The 17,158-nt window shown below is 68.1% G+C and carries 17 protein-coding genes; all 17 read left to right on the forward strand.

The features are described 5' to 3' along the window. The first annotated feature begins 15 nt into the window (after positions 1-15). The gene (locus tag UCD39_RS23765) at positions 16-726 is read left to right on the forward strand and encodes a 5-formyltetrahydrofolate cyclo-ligase (protein WP_330498155.1); all 711 of its coding nucleotides are present in this window, start codon (positions 16-18) and stop codon (positions 724-726) included. 26 nt (positions 727-752) lie between these two features. Further along, entirely contained in the window at positions 753-1,583 is an 831-nt protein-coding gene (locus UCD39_RS23770) for a TIGR00282 family metallophosphoesterase (RefSeq protein ID WP_330498156.1), read from the forward strand. A gap of 240 nt (positions 1,584-1,823) precedes the next feature. After that, a complete protein-coding gene (locus UCD39_RS23775) occupies positions 1,824-2,573 on the forward strand; it encodes a YebC/PmpR family DNA-binding transcriptional regulator (protein ID WP_330498157.1) in 750 nt (249 codons plus the stop codon). Between the two features lie 26 nt (positions 2,574-2,599). Then, positions 2,600-3,124, forward strand: a complete 525-nt coding sequence (gene ruvC / locus UCD39_RS23780; protein WP_330498158.1) for a crossover junction endodeoxyribonuclease RuvC — start codon at positions 2,600-2,602, stop codon at positions 3,122-3,124. Between the two features lie 22 nt (positions 3,125-3,146). After that, entirely contained in the window at positions 3,147-3,773 is a 627-nt protein-coding gene (gene ruvA / locus UCD39_RS23785; RefSeq protein WP_330498513.1) for a Holliday junction branch migration protein RuvA, read from the forward strand. Further along, complete coding sequence (ruvB, locus tag UCD39_RS23790) at positions 3,770-4,855, forward strand: Holliday junction branch migration DNA helicase RuvB (RefSeq protein WP_330498159.1); 1,086 nt, start codon at positions 3,770-3,772, stop codon at positions 4,853-4,855. Before ruvA ends, ruvB begins: the two co-directional genes overlap by 4 nt. Continuing rightward, positions 4,848-5,438: a YbgC/FadM family acyl-CoA thioesterase gene (locus UCD39_RS23795; protein ID WP_330498160.1), complete on the forward strand. Its 591-nt coding sequence runs from the start codon at positions 4,848-4,850 to the stop codon at positions 5,436-5,438. Before ruvB ends, UCD39_RS23795 begins: the two co-directional genes overlap by 8 nt. Positions 5,439-5,446: 8 nt before the next feature. Beyond that, positions 5,447-6,175: a protein TolQ gene (tolQ, locus tag UCD39_RS23800; RefSeq protein ID WP_330498161.1), complete on the forward strand. Its 729-nt coding sequence runs from the start codon at positions 5,447-5,449 to the stop codon at positions 6,173-6,175. 1 nt (position 6,176) lies between these two features. Continuing rightward, the gene (gene tolR, locus UCD39_RS23805) at positions 6,177-6,626 is read left to right on the forward strand and encodes a protein TolR (protein WP_145729544.1); all 450 of its coding nucleotides are present in this window, start codon (positions 6,177-6,179) and stop codon (positions 6,624-6,626) included. Between the two features lie 20 nt (positions 6,627-6,646). After that, positions 6,647-7,603 carry a cell envelope integrity protein TolA gene (gene tolA / locus UCD39_RS23810; RefSeq protein ID WP_330498162.1) on the forward strand — a complete coding sequence of 319 codons (957 nt, stop codon included), beginning with the start codon at positions 6,647-6,649 and terminating at the stop codon, positions 7,601-7,603. After that, positions 7,603-8,937, forward strand: coding sequence for a Tol-Pal system beta propeller repeat protein TolB (gene tolB / locus UCD39_RS23815; RefSeq protein ID WP_186455577.1), 1,335 nt, complete (start codon positions 7,603-7,605; stop codon positions 8,935-8,937). The genes tolA and tolB overlap by 1 nt, the downstream gene beginning before the upstream one ends. Before the next feature lie 173 nt (positions 8,938-9,110). After that, positions 9,111-9,614, forward strand: a complete 504-nt coding sequence (gene pal / locus UCD39_RS23820; RefSeq protein WP_330498163.1) for a peptidoglycan-associated lipoprotein Pal — start codon at positions 9,111-9,113, stop codon at positions 9,612-9,614. Between the two features lie 295 nt (positions 9,615-9,909). Further along, positions 9,910-10,941: a tol-pal system protein YbgF gene (ybgF, locus tag UCD39_RS23825; protein WP_330498164.1), complete on the forward strand. Its 1,032-nt coding sequence runs from the start codon at positions 9,910-9,912 to the stop codon at positions 10,939-10,941. Between the two features lie 21 nt (positions 10,942-10,962). After that, positions 10,963-12,387, forward strand: a complete 1,425-nt coding sequence (gene tilS / locus UCD39_RS23830; protein WP_330498165.1) for a tRNA lysidine(34) synthetase TilS — start codon at positions 10,963-10,965, stop codon at positions 12,385-12,387. 155 nt (positions 12,388-12,542) lie between these two features. After that, positions 12,543-14,483, forward strand: a complete 1,941-nt coding sequence (gene ftsH / locus UCD39_RS23835; RefSeq protein WP_145729540.1) for an ATP-dependent zinc metalloprotease FtsH — start codon at positions 12,543-12,545, stop codon at positions 14,481-14,483. A gap of 156 nt (positions 14,484-14,639) precedes the next feature. Continuing rightward, a complete protein-coding gene (gene folP / locus UCD39_RS23840; RefSeq protein ID WP_330498166.1) occupies positions 14,640-15,755 on the forward strand; it encodes a dihydropteroate synthase in 1,116 nt (371 codons plus the stop codon). Between the two features lie 22 nt (positions 15,756-15,777). Beyond that, complete coding sequence (glmM, locus tag UCD39_RS23845; protein WP_330498167.1) at positions 15,778-17,157, forward strand: phosphoglucosamine mutase; 1,380 nt, start codon at positions 15,778-15,780, stop codon at positions 17,155-17,157. Position 17,158 lies beyond the last annotated feature (1 nt).

Below are 17,158 nucleotides of genomic sequence, written 5' to 3' on the forward strand. Positions count from 1 at the left end.
GGACCTCATCCTCCCGTGACCGCCGCATCGTACCGTACCCACGACGCCTCGCTGACCCACGCCGCCGCGACAGGTACGGATCCTGTCGCTCCCCACCCCTCGGCGGAGGAGGCGGCGCGCGCCGCCAAGAAGTCGGTCCGGTTATCCGCCCGCCGCGTCCGTGCCGCGTTGGAGTTGGACCGCGCGGCGGCCTCCAAGACCCTGGCTGACAATTTTCTCGACGCCTTGCCCCAGATCACCGACGGATTGGCCCCGGTGGGCCTGACCGTCGCCTTCTACTGGCCGGTGGGCGATGAGATCGACCCCCGTCCGCTGATGCACCGCGTGGTCGCCACCGGCATCAAGGGGGCCCTGCCGGTCTGCCAGGCCAAGGGCCTGCCCCTGCTGTTCCGCCGCTGGTGGCCCGGCACCCTGCTGTCACCCGACATCATGGGCGTGCCCGCCCCGATGGAGGAGGCGGCGCCCGGCGGTGGCGCCGTGGTGCCGGACGTGGTGTTGGTGCCGCTGCTGGCCTTCGACCGGCGGGGCGGCCGCCTGGGATACGGTGCGGGGTTCTATGACCGCACCCTGGCCCAGTTGCGGCGGGAACGCGCCATCCAGGCGGTGGGCATCGCCTTCGCCGATCAGGAACTGGACAAGGTGCCGTGCGACGCGCATGACCAGCGATTGGATTGGATCGTCACCGAGCGCTATGCCGTTCGGGCCGGGCAGCGCCGCAAGCGCTGAGCCCGTTCTTTTATTGGGGTTGGGTCATGCGGTTGTTATTCCTGGGTGACGTGGTGGGCCGCAGCGGCCGCGACGGCGTGATGCGGCACCTGCCGGATCTGCGCAAGGCGCTGTCGCTGGATTTCGTCATCGTGAACGGTGAAAACGCCGCCGGCGGCTTCGGCATCACCGAGAAGATCGCGCAGGAGTTCTTCGTCGCCGGCGTCGACTGCCTGACCACGGGTAACCACGTCTGGGACCAGAAGGAACTGGTTGGCCAGATCGACCGGCTACCCAATGTGCTGCGCCCCTTGAACTATCCAGAGGGCACGCCCGGCCGTGGCGCCTCGCTGCTGCCCACACGCGACGGACGGCGCAAGGTGCTGGTGGTCAACGTCATGGCCCGCCTGTTCATGGACGCGCTGGACGACCCCTTCGCCGCGGTGGAGAAGGTGTTGCGCACCTATCGCCTGGGCCCCAACGCGGCAGACGCCATCGTTATCGACGTGCATGGCGAGGCGTCGTCGGAAAAGATGGCCATGGGCCATTTCTGTGATGGCCGCGTCACCCTGGTGGTGGGGACGCATACCCACACGCCCACCGCCGACACCCAAATCCTGAACGGCCGCACCGCCTATCAGACCGACGCCGGCATGTGCGGCGATTATGACAGCGTCATCGGCATGAAGAAGGAGGCGGCGGTGCTGCGCCTGACGCGCAAGCTGCCGACCGATCGCCTGACCCCGGCGGAGAATGACGCCACCGTCAGCGTCTGCGGCGTGTTCGTCGAAACGGACGACCGCACCGGTCTGGCCGTGCGGGCGGAGGCGGTCCGCGTCGGTGGCCGTCTGGCGCAGGCCATCCCCGTACTGGGCTGAAAGGGCGCGTGGCGGAGACGTTCAAGCCCCTTTCCGGGGTGCGTTGCAGAAACCGCCTTGGCGACATTGCCGGAATTCCGCCATAAAGCCGCCGTACCTCGGACGGAAAGCATCGTCCTGTGACAAGCCTGTGGCCAGCAGTGCCCCCAGGTCTGTCCCTGGGCGTGCCTGATGCCACAATATGTGGTATAAGCTGCCCGGATATACCCCCGCTCAACCCCATATAGAGTTCAGGGTCCCATGGCTGGACATTCACAGTTCAAGAACATCATGCACCGCAAGGGCGCCCAGGACGTCAAGCGGTCCAAGCTGTTCAACAAGCTTGCGCGTGAAATCACCGTGGCCGCCAAGGCAGGCCTGCCCGACCCCGGCCACAACCCGCGCTTGCGCGCCGCCATCCAGGCCGCCCGCGTGCAGAACATGCCGCGCGATCGCATCGACCGCGCCATCAAGCAGGGCACGCCCGGTGCCGGCGACGACACCAACTATGATGAGGTACGGTACGAGGGCTACGGTCCCGGCGGTGTCGCCCTGATCGTCGAGGCGCTGACCGACAACCGCAACCGCACCGCCTCGGAAGTGCGCTCCGCTTTCTCCAAGCATGGTGGCACGCTGGGCGAGACCAACTCGGTCAGCTTCATGTTCAACCGCATCGGCCTGATCACCTATCCGGCCGCCGTGGCGGATGCCGACACCGTGCTGGAGGCCGCCATCGAGGCCGGCGCCGACGATGTCAGCAGCGATGAGGAGAACCACTCCATCATCACGAGCATCGACAGCCTGGGCGAGGTGCGCGACGCGCTGGAAGCCAAGTTCGGCGCGCCGGAAGGCGCCAAGCTGACCTGGCAGCCGCTGAACACGGTGGCCCCGTCGGAAGACGCGGCGCAGAGCCTGCTGAAGCTGCTGGACGTGCTGGACGACAGCGACGACGTGCAGAACGTCATCGGCAACTTCGAGCTGTCGCCGGAGCTTCTGGAGAAGCTGGGCTAAGCCGGACGGGAAGGGGGACGGCGGCCATGGGGGATCGGTCGATCCGCGTGCTGGGCCTTGATCCGGGACTGCGCAACACGGGCTGGGGCGTCATCGACGTTTCCGGCAACCGCTTGACGCATGTCGCCGACGGGGTCGTGCATTCCGACGACCGGGACGATTTGGCCCGCCGTCTCGTCACCCTGTACGAAGGTTTGCAGGACATCATCCGGACCTGGACGCCGGATGAGGCCGCGGTGGAAGAGACCTTCGTGAACAAGAACCCCGTTTCCACGCTGAAGCTGGGGCAGGCGCGGGGCATCGCCCTGTTGGCCCCGGCGCGTGAAGGGCTGCCCGTGTCGGAATACCCGCCCAACCTGGTGAAGAAATCGGTGGTGGGCGCCGGTCACGCCGACAAGACCCAGGTACAGGCCATGGTGCGCATGCTGCTGCCCGGCTTCCAGTTGTCCAAGGCAGATGCCGCCGACGCCTTGGCCGTCGCCATCTGCCACGCCCACCACAGCCAGACCCGGCGCCTGGTGGGCGGCATCATGGCGGGAGCGGCCCGATGAACACCCACGCGGGGGCCGCATGATGATCGCCAAGCTGAAGGGTCTTTTGGACAGCACCGGCCTGGACTGGGCCATCATCGACGTGGGCGGGGTGGGCTATCTCGTCTCCGCCTCCTCCCGCACCTTGCGCCGCTTGGGGGGCACGGGGGAGGCCGTGTCGGTCCTGACCGAGATGTGGGTGTCGGAAGACAAGATGCAGTTGTTCGCCTTCGTCGACGTGGCGGAGCGGGACTGGTTCCGCCTGCTGACCACGGTGCAGGGGGTGGGCGCCCGCGTGGCCTTGGCCGTGCTGTCCGTGCTGTCGCCGGAACAGATCGCCCAGGCCCTGATGGCCCAGGACAAGACGGCGTTGACCCAGGCTGATGGCGTGGGGCCTAAACTGGCCACCCGCATGATCAGCGAACTGAAGGACAAGGTGCCCGCCCTGGCGCTGGCCCCCACCCTGGCGGGCACCGCGCCCGGCAAGACGGACGCGGCCGCCGTGCCCGCCACCAACGGTGCCGTGGCCGACGCCGTCTCCGCCCTGGTCAACCTGGGCTACAAGCGGCTGGAGGCTTTCGCCGCCGTCACCGCCTGCGCCGCCCGCCTGGGGCCCGAGGCCGGCGTTTCCGAATTGATTCGCGCCGGGCTTAAGGAATTGAGCGCATGAGCGGCGGCCCGGAGTCGGATCGCCTGGTCAGTCGCGAGCGCACCGCCGGCGATGGGCAGGACGTGTCGCTGCGCCCCATGACCCTGGCCGACTTCACCGGCCAGAAGCAGGTGCGCGAGAACCTGTCCATCTTCATCCAGGCCGCCCGGTCGCGCGGCGAGTCGCTGGACCATGTGTTGCTGTTCGGGCCGCCCGGCCTGGGCAAGACCACCCTGGCCCAGATCGTGGCCAAGGAGATGGGGGCCGGGTTCCGCGCCACCTCCGGCCCGGTCATCGCCAAGGCGGGCGACCTGGCGGCCCTCCTGACCAATCTGCAGCCGCACGACGTGCTGTTCATCGATGAGATCCACCGCCTGTCGCCGGCGGTGGAGGAAATCCTCTATCCGGCCATGGAGGATTTCCACCTGGACCTCATCATTGGTGAGGGGCCGGCCGCGCGCTCCGTCCGCATCGACCTGCCACCTTTCACCCTGGTCGGCGCCACCACCCGGTCGGGCCTCATCACCCGGCCCCTGCGGGAGCGGTTCGGCATTCCGCTGCGCATGCAGTTCTATGAGCCGGAGGAGTTGCAGCTGATCGTCAGCCGCGCCGCCCGCCTGCTGGACATGCCGCTGCTGCCGGAGGGCGCCTTGGAAATCGCCCGCCGGTCGCGCGGCACGCCGCGCGTGGCCGGCCGGCTGCTGCGCCGGGTGCGCGACTTCGCCGCCGTGGCGGGAGCGGAGGTCATCGACGCCCGCGCCGCCGACATCGCCCTGACCCGGCTGGAGGTCGACCGCCTGGGCTTCGACGCCATGGACCGGCGTTACCTCAACTGCATCGCCAACAACTACGGCGGCGGCCCGGTGGGGGTGGAGACGCTGGCGGCCGCCCTGTCGGAACAGCGCGACGTGTTGGAAGAGGTGATCGAGCCCTATCTGATCCAGCAGGGCCTGCTGCAGCGCACGCCGCGCGGTCGCCTGCTGACCGACATGGGCTATCGCTATCTGGGCCTGCCCGCCCCCGCGGCCACCCCGGCGCGGCAACTGGACCTGCTGGGCGCAATCGGCGGGGAGCCGGATGCGGAGGAGGGGCCCGATGTCTGAGGCGCCCAACCGCTCTGTTTCCCACTTGTCCGGCTACATGGTGGGCGACGTCCACCACTTCCCCGTCCGGGTCTATTACGAGGACACGGACGCCGGCGGCATCGTCTACCACGCCAACTACCTGCGCTATGCCGAGCGGGCGCGGACGGAAATGCTGCGGGTTCTGGGCGTGCCGCATGCGGAACAGGTGGCGGCCACCGGTGTCGCCTTCGCGGTGCGCCGCTGTGTCATGGACTTCCTGGCGCCGGCGCGGCTGGAGGAAACGCTGGAGGTGCGCAGCCGCATCACCGGTGTCACCGGCGCCACGGTTTTAGCGGAACAGACCATATACCGGCCACAAAGTGGTGGCAGCATGCCGACGGCCATGGTCGGCGGCGACGCCCAAACCCTGGTCCGGCTGAGCTTGAAACTGGCCTGCATCAACGCCCAAGGCCGGGCGGTGCGGGTCCCGACACCGGTGGCGCAGGCATTCGCCCGCTTGGGCGTGGCCCGCGGCTCCGGTGACAACACGCGCCGCGGCGACGGCGGAAAGATCAATTCGAAGGGTGACGGCGCGTCGATGGGCGCCCCGTTGGAAGAGTGAGAGTGGCGATGCAGCATCAGATCATGAATTTCGTGGCCCTGGGCGCCAATCCGACAGCGGACCTGTCGGCCCTCAGCCTGTTCATGACGGCCAACTGGCTGGTCAAGGCCATCATGCTGGGGCTGTTGGCGGCCTCGGTCTGGGTGTGGGCCATCATCTTCGACAAGTCGGTGAAGCTGCGCCGCATGAAGGCCGCCGCCGCTGATTTCGAGGAGCAATTCTGGTCCGGCGGCTCGCTGGACCAGCTGTATGAGGAGGTGGGCAAGGCCCCCAGCGATCCGCTGTCCGCCACCTTCGCCGCCGGCATGCGCGAATGGCGCCACGCCAACGAGCGCGGGCTGACCTCCTCCGGCGCCATGCGCGCCAACCTGGCCCAGCGCATCGAGCGCGTCATGTCCGTGACCGTCAGCCGCGAAATGGCGCAGACGGAACGCTACATCACCGTGCTGGCCACCGTCGGGTCCAACGCCCCCTTCGTCGGCCTGCTGGGCACGGTGTGGGGCATCATGCACAGCTTCACCAGCATCGCCGCGGCCGGCAACACCAGCCTGGCGGTCGTGGCCCCCTCCATCGCCGAGGCGCTGTTCGCCACGGCCCTGGGCCTGGTGGCCGCCATCCCGGCCAGCATCGCCTACAACAAGTTCTCCTCCGACATCGCCCGCTTCGGCGACCGGCTGGACTCGTTCGTGACGGAATTCAGCGCCATCCTGCAACGCCACCTGGAAGAGCGGGGCTGACATGGGCGCGTCGCTGTCGGGAAAGCAGTCCACCGGCCGGGGGCGGCGCCGCGCGCGTCCCATGGCCGACATCAACGTCACGCCCATGGTGGACGTGATGCTGGTGCTGCTCATCATCTTCATGGTGACCGCACCCTTGCTGACCGTGGGCGTGCCGGTCGACCTGCCCAAGAGCAAGGCCCCGGCCCTTCCCGGCCAGGATGAGCCGCTGGTGGTGTCGATCCGTGACAACGGCGATGTCTACCTGAACGAGACCAAGACGGACCTGACCGACCTGGTGCCGCGCCTGGCCGCCATCAGCCAGAACAACGCCGACGCCCGCATCTTCGTGCGTGGCGACAAGTCGCTGGCCTATGGCCGCATCATCGAGGTCATGGGGGCGATCAGCAGCGCCGGCTACAAGAAGGTGTCGCTGATCGCGCAGTTGCCCGACGCCCCGGCCCGTCATTAGCAGGAAGCCAGACCAGTCCCATGCGTCCGGCCATCATCTTTTCAACCGTCCTGCACATCGCGCTGCTGCTGCTGGCGATCCTGGGCCTGCCTTTGCTGAAAAGCGAACCGCTGGTCATGGATGAGCCGGTTGCGGTGGAGATGGACATCAGCCAGCTGACGAACACCTCGGTCAAGCCGCCGGAGACGCCGCAGCCGCCGGCACCCAAGGCGCCCGAGCCGCAGCCCGATCCGACTCCGCCCACCCCGCCGCAGCAGGCCGAGTCCGAGCCGACCCCGCCACCGCCGGAAAAGGTGCCGGAGCCCCCCAAACCCGAACCTCCCAAGCCGGAACCGCCCAAGCCCGCCCCGCCGCCCCCGCCGGAACCCGAGGCCCTGCCCATCAAGAAGATGGAGGTGCCGAAGGTGGAGGAGCAGAAGACGGCGGAGCTGGAGCAGCCCAAGCCGGTGCCGAAGCCGGAACCGCCGAAACCGGAACCCAAGCCCGAGCCGCCCAAGCCCGACCCCAAGAAGCCTGAGCCCAAGAAGGATGTGCCGTCACTCGACAGCATCCTGAAGAACGTGGACAAGCTGAAGGAAGACAAGCCCAAGTCGACGGCGAAGGATACCCCGGCGAAAGACACGCCGAAGACACAGCAGACGTCGACGGCTCAGCCTCAATCCGACCATCTTTCGGTGTCAGAGCAGGATGCCCTGCGCTCGCAATTGGCGGGATGCTGGGCGGTGCCGGCTGGCGGCAAGGATGTGGACAAGATGAGCGCCGACATTCGCGTCACCTTCGACAGTTCCATGCACGTCACCAAAGTGGACTACGTGTCCGGCAACGGCTCGCTGTCCAACCCGACTTATCGCAGTTTCGTGGAAAGCACTCTCCGCGCGCTGCAGAAGGACCAGTGTTCGACCTTGCGCCTGCCCAAGGAAAAGTACGGCGGGGCCGGGTCCATCGTGTTCACGTTCAGCCCGAAGGACATGTTCTGATGATCACGCGACAGACGCTAACCGCCCTACGGCGCGCCATCGCCCTGGCGGCGGTGATGCTTATGGCGGTCGCGGTTCAGGCCAAGGCCGAACTGCATCTCGATATCACCAAGGGCACGGTCCAGCCGCTGCCCATCGCCGTGACCCAGTTCTACGGTGAGGCGGTGGGCGCCCAGATCGCCAACGTGATCGAGGCCGATCTGGAGCGTTCCGGCCTGTTCCGCCCCCTGGACCACCGCGCCTTCATCCAGACGCCGGAGCAGCTGGCCAACGGCCTGCCGCGCTATGGCGACTGGAAGGTCATCAACGCCCAGGCGCTGGTCAGCGGCACCGCCAGCGTGCAGCCCGACGGCCGACTGAAGGTGGAGTTCCGCCTGTTCGACGTGCTGGCGCAGCAGCAGCTGACGGGCTTGGCCTACTTCACCCAGCCCGACGGCTGGCGCCGCATCGCCCACATCATCGCCGACGCCATCTACAAGCGCGTCACGGGCGAGGATGGCTATTTCGACACCCGCATCGTCTACATCGCCGAATCAGGTCCGGCGACGTCGCGGCAGAAGCGCCTGGCCATTATGGACCAGGACGGGGAAAACAACCTGTATCTGACCGATGGACGGGTCCTGGTGTTAACGCCACGTTTCTCGCCAACGGCTCAGGAAATTACATACCTGAGTTACTTCAACAACAAACCTCGGGTATATATCTTCAACGTGGACACCGGCCGGCAGGAAATCCTGGGTGATTTTCCGGGCATGACCTTCGCCCCGCGCTTCTCGCCGGATGGCAACAAGGTCATCATGAGCCTGGCCCAGAACGGCAACACCGACATCTATCTGCTGGACCTGCGCACCCGTCGTCAGACCCGCCTGACCGACAATCCGGCCATTGATACCGCGCCTTCCTTCTCGCCCGATGGAAGTAAAATTACTTTCGAGTCCGATAGAGGCGGAAGTCAGCAGATCTATACGATGAATGCTGACGGCACGAATGTTCAGCGTATTACTTTCGGCGCCGGAAAGTATGGCACGCCGGTGTGGTCCCCCCGCGGCGACCTCATCGCCTTCACACGGATCAACGGCGGCCGGTTCTCAATCGGCGTGATCCGTCCCGACGGCACCGGTGAGCGCGAACTGAGCACCGGCTACCTGGTTGAGGGCCCAACCTGGGCGCCAAATGGTCGCGTCCTGATGTATTTTAAGGAGAAGCCGGTGGGCGAGGGCGGTCGTCAGCGGCAGGTAAGGCTTTACTCCATCGACCTTACCGGTGCTAATGAACGGCAGATGCTGACCCCCACGGACGCCTCCGACCCCGCTTGGTCGCCCTTGATTCCGTGATGGGCCCACAGTATTTTCGCAGCGCAAGAGCGACGTAAGACTTGTCGGTCTACAGAGACGGGAATAAGTGGTGGCTGCGGCTTGACGGCCGCGGCCGCTGCCTCACTTCAATCGAGATCGCGGTCGCGATAATATCAATCCCACTTAAAGTTGTCCGTAGGGGGTCTCAAACTATGCGCATGAAATACCTGAGCCTGTGTGCGGCTCTGGCCCTGGTGGCCGCTTGCTCCTCCACCCCGGAGAAGGCCAAGACCGAAGTCGCCACCGGCAAGTCTGAAGTCACCCAGCCGACGGCTCCGGTGAAGCCGACCGGCCCGGTCCCGGGTTCCAAGGAAGACTTCGTGGTCAACGTTGGTGATCGCGTGTTCTTCGGTTACGACAAGTTCGACCTGACCCCGGAAGCCACCGCGACCCTGGATAAGCAGGCCGCTTGGCTGAAGAAGTACGGCCAGGTCACGATCACGATCGAAGGCCACACCGACGAGCGCGGCACCCGCGAGTACAACCTCGCCCTGGGCGAGCGTCGCGCCAACGCCGTGAAGAACTACCTGACCGCCACCGGTGTCGACCTGGCCCGCGTGCAGGTGATCAGCTACGGCAAGGAGCGTCCCGCCGTCCTCGGTTCCAACGAGGCCGCTTGGGCGCAGAACCGTCGCGGCGTGACGGTCATCAACTAAGCTGCCCCATAAGGGTGGTTGGTTCAGGGGCGCCGTTCGACCCATGGGGTCGGGCGGCGCCCTTTTACTTTGTGCATATTACTTTCAGTTTGGTCTTTATTACTTTCGAGGTGGCGCGGTAGGTGGTCCCCTCCTTCGGGGGCGCGTCGGCCGCGCTATCCCCACCGCCGAGCGGAGTCCCGTCCAAAGGCGATTTCCCCTTTGGGCGAACTGCTCTAAGGTCGCGCGTGGCCGGCGGTCTGGACCCGGCCCAAGTTCTTCTCCCCGTCCCGCTGATTCTTGCCGGAACCGATCCATGACGCCGTCGCTGTCGTCCCCCCTTTCCCTCCGCACGCACAACCGCGCCGGCGCTTGGTCGCGTGGTGTGTCCCGCTGGGCTGCCTTGTGCGGCATGGCCGCCGCCGTCGTGGCGCCGCTGCTGGCGCCGGTGCCGGCCCAAGCGCAAAGCCGGGACATGCAGGATCTGCTGAACCGCCTTTCCCGGCTGGAGACGGACGTGCAGACCCTGTCGCGCGACGTGTACCGCAATGGCGTGAAGCCCTCCGGCCCCATGAACGGCGCCCCCGGCGGCAACGGCCCGTCGGCCGCCGCGGAGATCGAGGTGCTGAAGCTGCAGATGGAAACCCAGACGCAGCAGCAGACCGGCAAGTATGAGGAACTGGCCTATCAGGTCAGCCAGATCAAGGAACGGCTGGACAAGCTGTCGGCCGACATCGACCTGCGCCTGCAGAAGCTGGAGGACAAGGCCGGCATCGGCCTCGGCGCGTCCGTTGGCGGCGCCGGGGGCGGTGATGCCGGCGCCCCGCCAACCGACATCAAGGGCGGCGGCAAGCCGCCGCTGCCCGCTACCGACGCCGGCCCGGTGCCGCCGCCGGGCGGGAACAAGGGGGCGGCCAATTCCGCCGCCGGGGCGCCCGCCGACTCCACCGGCACCCTGCCGGCCGGCCCGGTGCAGGACCAGTACGACTATGCCTTCAACCTGTTGCGCCAGGGCGACGCGCCCAACGCGGAGAAGGCCTTCTCCCAATTCCTGAAGCAGAACCCGGACAGCCCCCTGGCCTCCAACGCCCAGTACTGGCTGGGCGAAACCTTCTATATGCGCGGTAACTACAAGGCCGCCGCCGTGGCCTTCGGCGATGGCTACAAGAAGTACCCGAAGAGCAACAAGGGCGCCGACTATCTGCTGAAGCTGGCGCTGTCCCTGGATGGCCTGGGCGACAAGACCAGCGCCTGCGTGGTGCTGAAGCAGTTGGACGCCGACAAGGACGCGGCCCCCACGCTGAAGCGCCGGGGTGAGGACCAGAAGAGCCGCCTGGGCTGTAAGTAAGTCCGACGCCCCCGGGGCGGGATGGTGACGACAGGGGGCGACATGGGCGATGGCGAGTCGGTCCCCTATGGCGGATTGGACGGGGTGGCCGTTGACGACGCCCTGTTCGCCCGCCTCATGGCGCCCCTGGGGCCGTTCGAGAACGCCCCCCTTCTGGCCGTGGGGGTTTCCGGCGGCCGGGACAGTCTGGCGCTGACCCTGCTGGCCGACCGCTGGGCCCGCGCCCGGGGCGGCGGGGTCCACGCGCTGACCGTCGATCACGCCCTGCGGCCGGAGTCGGCGGCGGAGGCGGCGCAGGTCGGCCGCTGGCTGGCCGGCCGGGGCATCACCCACACCATTCTCACCTGGACCGGGCCGAAGCCCGCCAGCGGTTTGCAGGCCGCCGCGCGGCAGGCCCGCTATGAGCTGCTGGCCGGCGCCTGCCGGGCCCGGGGCATCCTGCATCTGTGCCTGGCCCATCATCGCGAGGACCAGGCCGAAACCGTGGCCCTGCGACGCGCCGCAGGCAGTGGCGCCGACGGCCTGGCCGGCATGGCGGCGGCCCGCGCCCTGGCCGATGTTCGTCTGCTGCGGCCCTTGCTGGCCGTGGGCCGTGCCGACCTGGCCGCCACCTGCGGCACCTTCGGCCAGCCCTGGATCGACGACCCGTCCAACCTGATGGATCGCTATGCCCGCGTCCGCTTGCGGCGCCAGGGGCTGCCGGTGGCGGCGCTGCTGGCCGACGCGGCGGCGGCGGGCCGGGCGCGGGCGGCGCTGGACGGTGCCGTCGCCGATGCCGTCGCCCGCCATGTGCTGCTGGCGCCAGAGGGGTACGCGGTGGTGGATGCCGATGCGCTGCTGACGGACATGCCCCGGCCGGTGGCCCTGCGCCTGTTGTCCAGCCTGGCGGCGGCGCTGGGCGGCCAGCCTTATCCCGCGTCGCCGCAGGGGGCGGAGCGGTTGCTGGCGGCGCTGCCGGGCCTATGGCGGGGCGAGGCCGGCGCCTTGGCCCTGACCCTGGCCGGTTGCCAGGCGCGGCGTCTGGCCGGCGCCGGGGCGGAACGCCGGCTGCTGTTGTTGCGCCAGGCGGGACGCATGGCGCCGCCCGTTCCCCTGGATGGGGCGGGGGCGCGCTGGGACGGGCGGTTTCAGGCAATCGGCGGCGGCATCGTCCCCGGCCTGACCCTGGGTGCCCTGGGCGCGGCCGACGCCCGGCGGATGGCCGCGCTGAAACTGGCGGCGCTGGCCCGGAGTCCCAAGGCGGTATGGCCCACCTTGCCGGCCTTACGGCGGGACGGGGCGCTGGTGGCGGTGCCACATCTGGATTGGGCCATGGGGCCGCTTGCCGGCGAGGCCAACGGGGCAGCCGGCGGGCCGGAGGGGGAAGGGGCCTTGCCCCGGCTGGCTTTCCGTCCGCTCTCGCCCCGGCGCCTCCCCCGTTTTTGCCGTCCATGGAGACCGGACTAAACGTGATGGCAGTTGTCTCGGACGCGCGCGTCATTATCTAATGGGAACAGACCCGGTGGGTGGCATATTCATCGGGTGGGCTGCGGCCCCCGCCATTGAAACCGATCGTGCGGACCGGGTGGCAGGGCGCGGTTGTCGAGGAAAGGCTGAGAGACGTGAACAACTTCGGTAAAAATTTGGCGCTGTGGGCGTTTATCGGCGTCTTGCTGTTCGTTCTGTTCAACCTTTTCCAGACCTCCACCAATCGGACGACGCAAACCAGCATCCCCTTCAGCGAACTGCTGGAAGAGGTTGAGCGCGGTACCGTCGCCGACGTGACGATCAAGGGGCCGCAGGTCACTGGCCATTTCCGTGACAACCGTACCTTCTCGACCTACGTGCCCCCGGAAAGCAACCTGGTGAGCCGCCTGGCCGATAAGAACGTGAAGATCACGGCGGTGCCGGACGACAGCGGCAACCCCACGCTGTTCAGCATCATCATCTCCTGGCTGCCCATGCTGGTCCTGATCGGCGTGTGGATCTTCTTCATGCGCCAGATGCAGTCCGGCGGCGGCAAGGCCATGGGCTTCGGCAAGAGCCGCGCCCGCCTGCTGACCGAGAAGGTGGGCCGCGTCACCTTTGACGACGTGGCCGGCATCGACGAGGCCAAGCAGGAACTGGAAGAGATCGTGGAGTTCCTGAAGGACCCGCAGAAGTTCCAGCGCCTGGGCGGCAAGATCCCGAAGGGCGTGCTGCTGGTCGGCCCGCCGGGCACGGGTAAGACGCTGACGGCCCGCGCCGTGGCGGGTGAGGCCAACGTGCCGTTCTTCACCATCTCCGGCTCCGACTTCGTGGAAATGTTCGTCGGCGTGGGCGCCTCCCGTGTCCGCGACATGTTCGAGCAGGGTAAGAAGAACGCCCCCTGCATCATCTTCATCGACGAGATCGACGCTGTCGGCCGGCATCGTGGTGCCGGCCTGGGCGGCGGCAACGACGAGCGTGAGCAGACCCTGAACCAGCTGCTGGTCGAGATGGACGGCTTCGAGGCGAATGAGGGTGTCATCCTCATCGCCGCCACCAACCGCCCCGACGTGCTGGACCCCGCCCTGCTGCGCCCCGGCCGCTTCGACCGTCAAGTGGTGGTGCCCAACCCCGACGTGCAGGGCCGTGAGAAGATCCTGAAGGTCCATATGCGCAAGGTGCCGCTGGCGCCCGACGTGGACGCCCGCACCATTGCCCGCGGCACCCCCGGCTTCTCCGGCGCCGATCTGTCCAACCTGGTGAACGAGGCCGCGCTGCTGGCCGCCCGCGCCGGCCGCCGTGTCGTCGGCATGGGCGAGTTCGAGGCCGCCAAGGACAAGGTCATGATGGGCGCCGAGCGCCGGTCCATGGTCATGACCGACCGGGAAAAGAAGCTGACCGCCTATCATGAGGCCGGTCACGCCCTGGTCGGCCTGTTCATGCCGGAAAGCGACCCGCTGCATAAGGTCACCATCGTGCCCCGTGGCCGCGCCCTGGGCGTGACCATGAGCCTGCCGGAGCGGGACAAGTACGCCTATTCCAAGATCGAGCTGGAATCCAAGCTGGCCATGATGTTCGGCGGCCGCGTGGCGGAAGAGCTGATCTTCGGGGCGGAGCAGGTGACCACCGGCGCCGGCAACGACATCCAGCAGGCCACCAACATGGCCCGCCGCATGGTGACCGAGTTCGGCATGAGCGCGCGTCTGGGCCGGGTCCGCTACAACGCCAATGAGCAGGAAGTGTTCCTGGGCCACTCCGTGACCCAGCAGCAGAACATCTCCGAGGCGACCTCCCAGCTGATCGACGAGGAAATCCGCCGCATCATCGAGGAGGCCGAGGGCCACGCCCGCCGCATCCTGACGGAGCACATGGACGACCTGCACAACGTGTCCAACGCCCTGTTGGAATACGAGACGCTGTCCGGTGACGAGGTCCGCGCCCTGTTGCGGGGCGAAAGCATCGTGCGGCCCGAGTCGACCGAGCCCCCCAAGGTACCGCCGCGTGGCGTCGGCCGCCGCACCTCGGTGCCCACCGCCGGTGGCACCACCAGTGCGGAGCCCGGTCCGTTCTCCCCGGAGCCCCAGCCCGGCACCTGATCCAAGGCTAGACCCCTTCGTGAAACCCCCGGCCCCCAGGCGCCGGGGGTTTTGTTTTTTCGGTGGCGGTCCGCGGTGGGGCAGGGCTGTTCCCAGGACGGGTGACGCCGCCGCGGGCAGGGGGCTAGAATCGCGGCGTTGCGTGAGAGGACATTCATGCCATCCGACCTGCCTTCCGTCCCCTTGGACCCGCGGGCGTCCGGGGCGCCCGTCGCCGCCGAAGACGTGTATCTGACCCCTGTGGGCGTGTTGTCCGGCCTGCATGCCCCGGATGGCCAGCCGCTGGCGGGTACCGTCCTGTCCTTCACCCAGGTGGAGCTGGCGGTGCGCCGCCCTGATGCGGTCGCCCGCAAGGTGATGGGCTTGCACGACCTGGCGGCTTGGGCGACAGCGGCGGGCGTGGTGCCAGCGGTTGAGCGGCGCCTGGCCGCCCTGTCGGCGCCCCGCCCGGCCTTCGCCGGCCTGGACCTTTCCCGCCCCCTGGTCATGGGCATCGTCAATGTCACGCCCGACAGCTTTTCCGACGGCGGTGACTTCGCCGCGGCCGATGCCGCCATCGCCCATGGCCGGGCGCTGATGGCGGCGGGTGCCGACATCCTGGACATTGGCGGGGAGAGCACCCGGCCCGGCGCCGCCCCGGTGTCGCCGGCGGAGGAGGCCGCGCGCGTCGTGCCCGTCATCCGCGCGTTGGCGGTGGCGGGGGCGGTCATCTCCGTCGATACCCGCCACGCCCAGGTCATGGCGGCGGCGCTGGATGCCGGCGCCCGCATCATCAACGACATCAGCGCGCTGGAAGGCGACCCCGATAGCCTGGCCCTGGTGGCAGCGCGCGGCTGCCCGGTCGTGCTCATGCATATGCAGGGCGATCCACGCACCATGCAGCTGGAGCCGCGCTACACCGACGCCGCCCTGGACGTGATGGATTACCTGATGGCGCGGGTGGAGGCGTGCGTGGCCGCCGGCATCCCGCGCGGGCGCATCGCCGTCGACCCCGGCATCGGCTTCGGCAAGACGGTGGCGCATAATCTGGACATTCTGCGCCACACGGCGCTCTATCATGGCACCGGCTGCGCCCTGCTGGTGGGGCTCTCGCGCAAGCGCTTCCTGGCGGCCCTGTCGCGGGGGGAGGCGCCCAAGGACCGGCTCGCGGGATCGCTGGCTGGCGGCCTTGCGTGTCTGGATCAGGGCGCGCATATCCTGCGGGTGCACGATGTGGCGGAGACGGTGCAGGCGCGGGCCCTGTGGCAGGCGCTGCATGGGCGCAATATCTAGACTTCTGATGGCGTGAAAGACGATGGCGCGTAAACTCTTTGGTACCGATGGCATCCGGGGCACGGCCAATACCGAGCCCATGACGGCGGAAACGGCCCTGAAGGTGGCCATGGCGGCCGCCTTGCAGTTCCGGCGTGGCAATCACCGCCATCTGGTGGTCATCGGCAAGGACACCCGCCTATCGGGCTATATGCTGGAACCGGCGCTGGTGGCCGGCTTCGTTTCCATGGGCATGGACGTGACCCTGGTGGGCCCCATGCCCACGCCGGCGGTGGCCATGCTGACGCGCTCCTTGCGCGCGGACATGGGCGTCATGATCTCCGCCTCCCACAACCCCTTTTACGATAACGGCATCAAGCTGTTCGGGCCGGACGGCTACAAGCTGTCGGACGAGGTCGAGGCCGCCATCGAGGCGCGCATGATGGAGGGCTTCGCCGGTGATCTGGCCGGCGCCAAGGATTTGGGCCGCGCCCAGCGCCTGGACGACGCCATCGGCCGCTATATCGAGCAGGCCAAGGCCACCTTCCCGCGCGGCCTGCGCCTGGATGGACTGAAGATCGTGGTCGATTGCGCCAACGGCGCCGCCTACAAGGTGGCGCCCAAGGTGCTGTGGGAACTGGGGGCCGAGGTGATCCCGGTCGCTGTCGCGCCCGATGGCTTCAACATCAACAAGGACTGCGGCGCCACGGCGCCCAAGGCGATGCGGGACGCCGTGGTGGCCCATGGCGCCCACCTGGGCATCGCCCTGGACGGTGACGCCGACCGCCTGATCCTGGCGGATGAGACCGGTACCCAGATCGACGGCGACCAGGTCATGGCCCTGATCGGCTGCGCCTGTGCCGATGCCGGCACCCTGCGCGGCGGCGGTGTCGTGGCCACGGTCATGTCCAACCTGGGCCTGGAACTGCACCTGAAGGGCCGGGGCCTGAGCCTGGCCCGCACCCCCGTGGGCGACCGTTACGTGGTGGAGCATATGCGCGAGCATGGCTTCAACGTCGGCGGCGAACAGTCCGGCCACATCGTCCTGTCCGACCATGGCACCACCGGCGATGGCTTGGTGGCGGCCTTGCAGGTGCTGGCGGTCATCCAGCAGTCGGGCAAGCCGGCGTCGGAGGTGCTGCGCGTCTTCCAGGCGCTGCCCCAGGTGCTGAAGAACGTGCGCTTCGATCCGGCCGGCGGGGCCACCCCCCTGGCCGCCGCCAGCGTCCAGGACGCCATCCGGGCCGGCGAGGCGCGGCTGGGAGCCACCGGCCGGGTGCTGATCCGCAAGTCGGGTACGGAACCGCTGATCCGTGTCATGGCCGAGGGCGATGACCAGGGCCTGGTGACGGCGGTGGTGGACGACATCGCCGCCGCCATCAAGGACGTGGCGCCGGCGCCGGCCGCCAAGGTGGCGGAATAAG

Origin of the sequence: Nitrospirillum karajorum (assembly GCF_036348415.1) — a bacterium.
GTDB lineage: Bacteria > Pseudomonadota > Alphaproteobacteria > Azospirillales > Azospirillaceae > Nitrospirillum > Nitrospirillum amazonense_B.

What these genes read in the sequence shown, in the direction of transcription:
- UCD39_RS23770 (WP_330498156.1), top strand. Translation starts at nt 753, where the DNA reads ATGCGGTTGTTATTCCTGGGTGACGTGGTGGGCCGCAGCGGCCGCGAC.
- UCD39_RS23775 (WP_330498157.1), top strand. Translation starts at nt 1,824, where the DNA reads ATGGCTGGACATTCACAGTTCAAGAACATCATGCACCGCAAGGGCGCC.
- ruvC (WP_330498158.1), top strand. Translation starts at nt 2,600, where the DNA reads ATGGGGGATCGGTCGATCCGCGTGCTGGGCCTTGATCCGGGACTGCGC.
- ruvA (WP_330498513.1), top strand. Translation starts at nt 3,147, where the DNA reads ATGATCGCCAAGCTGAAGGGTCTTTTGGACAGCACCGGCCTGGACTGG.
- ruvB (WP_330498159.1), top strand. Translation starts at nt 3,770, where the DNA reads ATGAGCGGCGGCCCGGAGTCGGATCGCCTGGTCAGTCGCGAGCGCACC.
- UCD39_RS23795 (WP_330498160.1), top strand. Translation starts at nt 4,848, where the DNA reads ATGTCTGAGGCGCCCAACCGCTCTGTTTCCCACTTGTCCGGCTACATG.
- tolQ (WP_330498161.1), top strand. Translation starts at nt 5,447, where the DNA reads ATGCAGCATCAGATCATGAATTTCGTGGCCCTGGGCGCCAATCCGACA.
- tolR (WP_145729544.1), top strand. Translation starts at nt 6,177, where the DNA reads ATGGGCGCGTCGCTGTCGGGAAAGCAGTCCACCGGCCGGGGGCGGCGC.
- tolA (WP_330498162.1), top strand. Translation starts at nt 6,647, where the DNA reads ATGCGTCCGGCCATCATCTTTTCAACCGTCCTGCACATCGCGCTGCTG.
- tolB (WP_186455577.1), top strand. Translation starts at nt 7,603, where the DNA reads ATGATCACGCGACAGACGCTAACCGCCCTACGGCGCGCCATCGCCCTG.
- pal (WP_330498163.1), top strand. Translation starts at nt 9,111, where the DNA reads ATGCGCATGAAATACCTGAGCCTGTGTGCGGCTCTGGCCCTGGTGGCC.
- ybgF (WP_330498164.1), top strand. Translation starts at nt 9,910, where the DNA reads ATGACGCCGTCGCTGTCGTCCCCCCTTTCCCTCCGCACGCACAACCGC.
- tilS (WP_330498165.1), top strand. Translation starts at nt 10,963, where the DNA reads ATGGTGACGACAGGGGGCGACATGGGCGATGGCGAGTCGGTCCCCTAT.
- folP (WP_330498166.1), top strand. Translation starts at nt 14,640, where the DNA reads ATGCCATCCGACCTGCCTTCCGTCCCCTTGGACCCGCGGGCGTCCGGG.
- glmM (WP_330498167.1), top strand. Translation starts at nt 15,778, where the DNA reads ATGGCGCGTAAACTCTTTGGTACCGATGGCATCCGGGGCACGGCCAAT.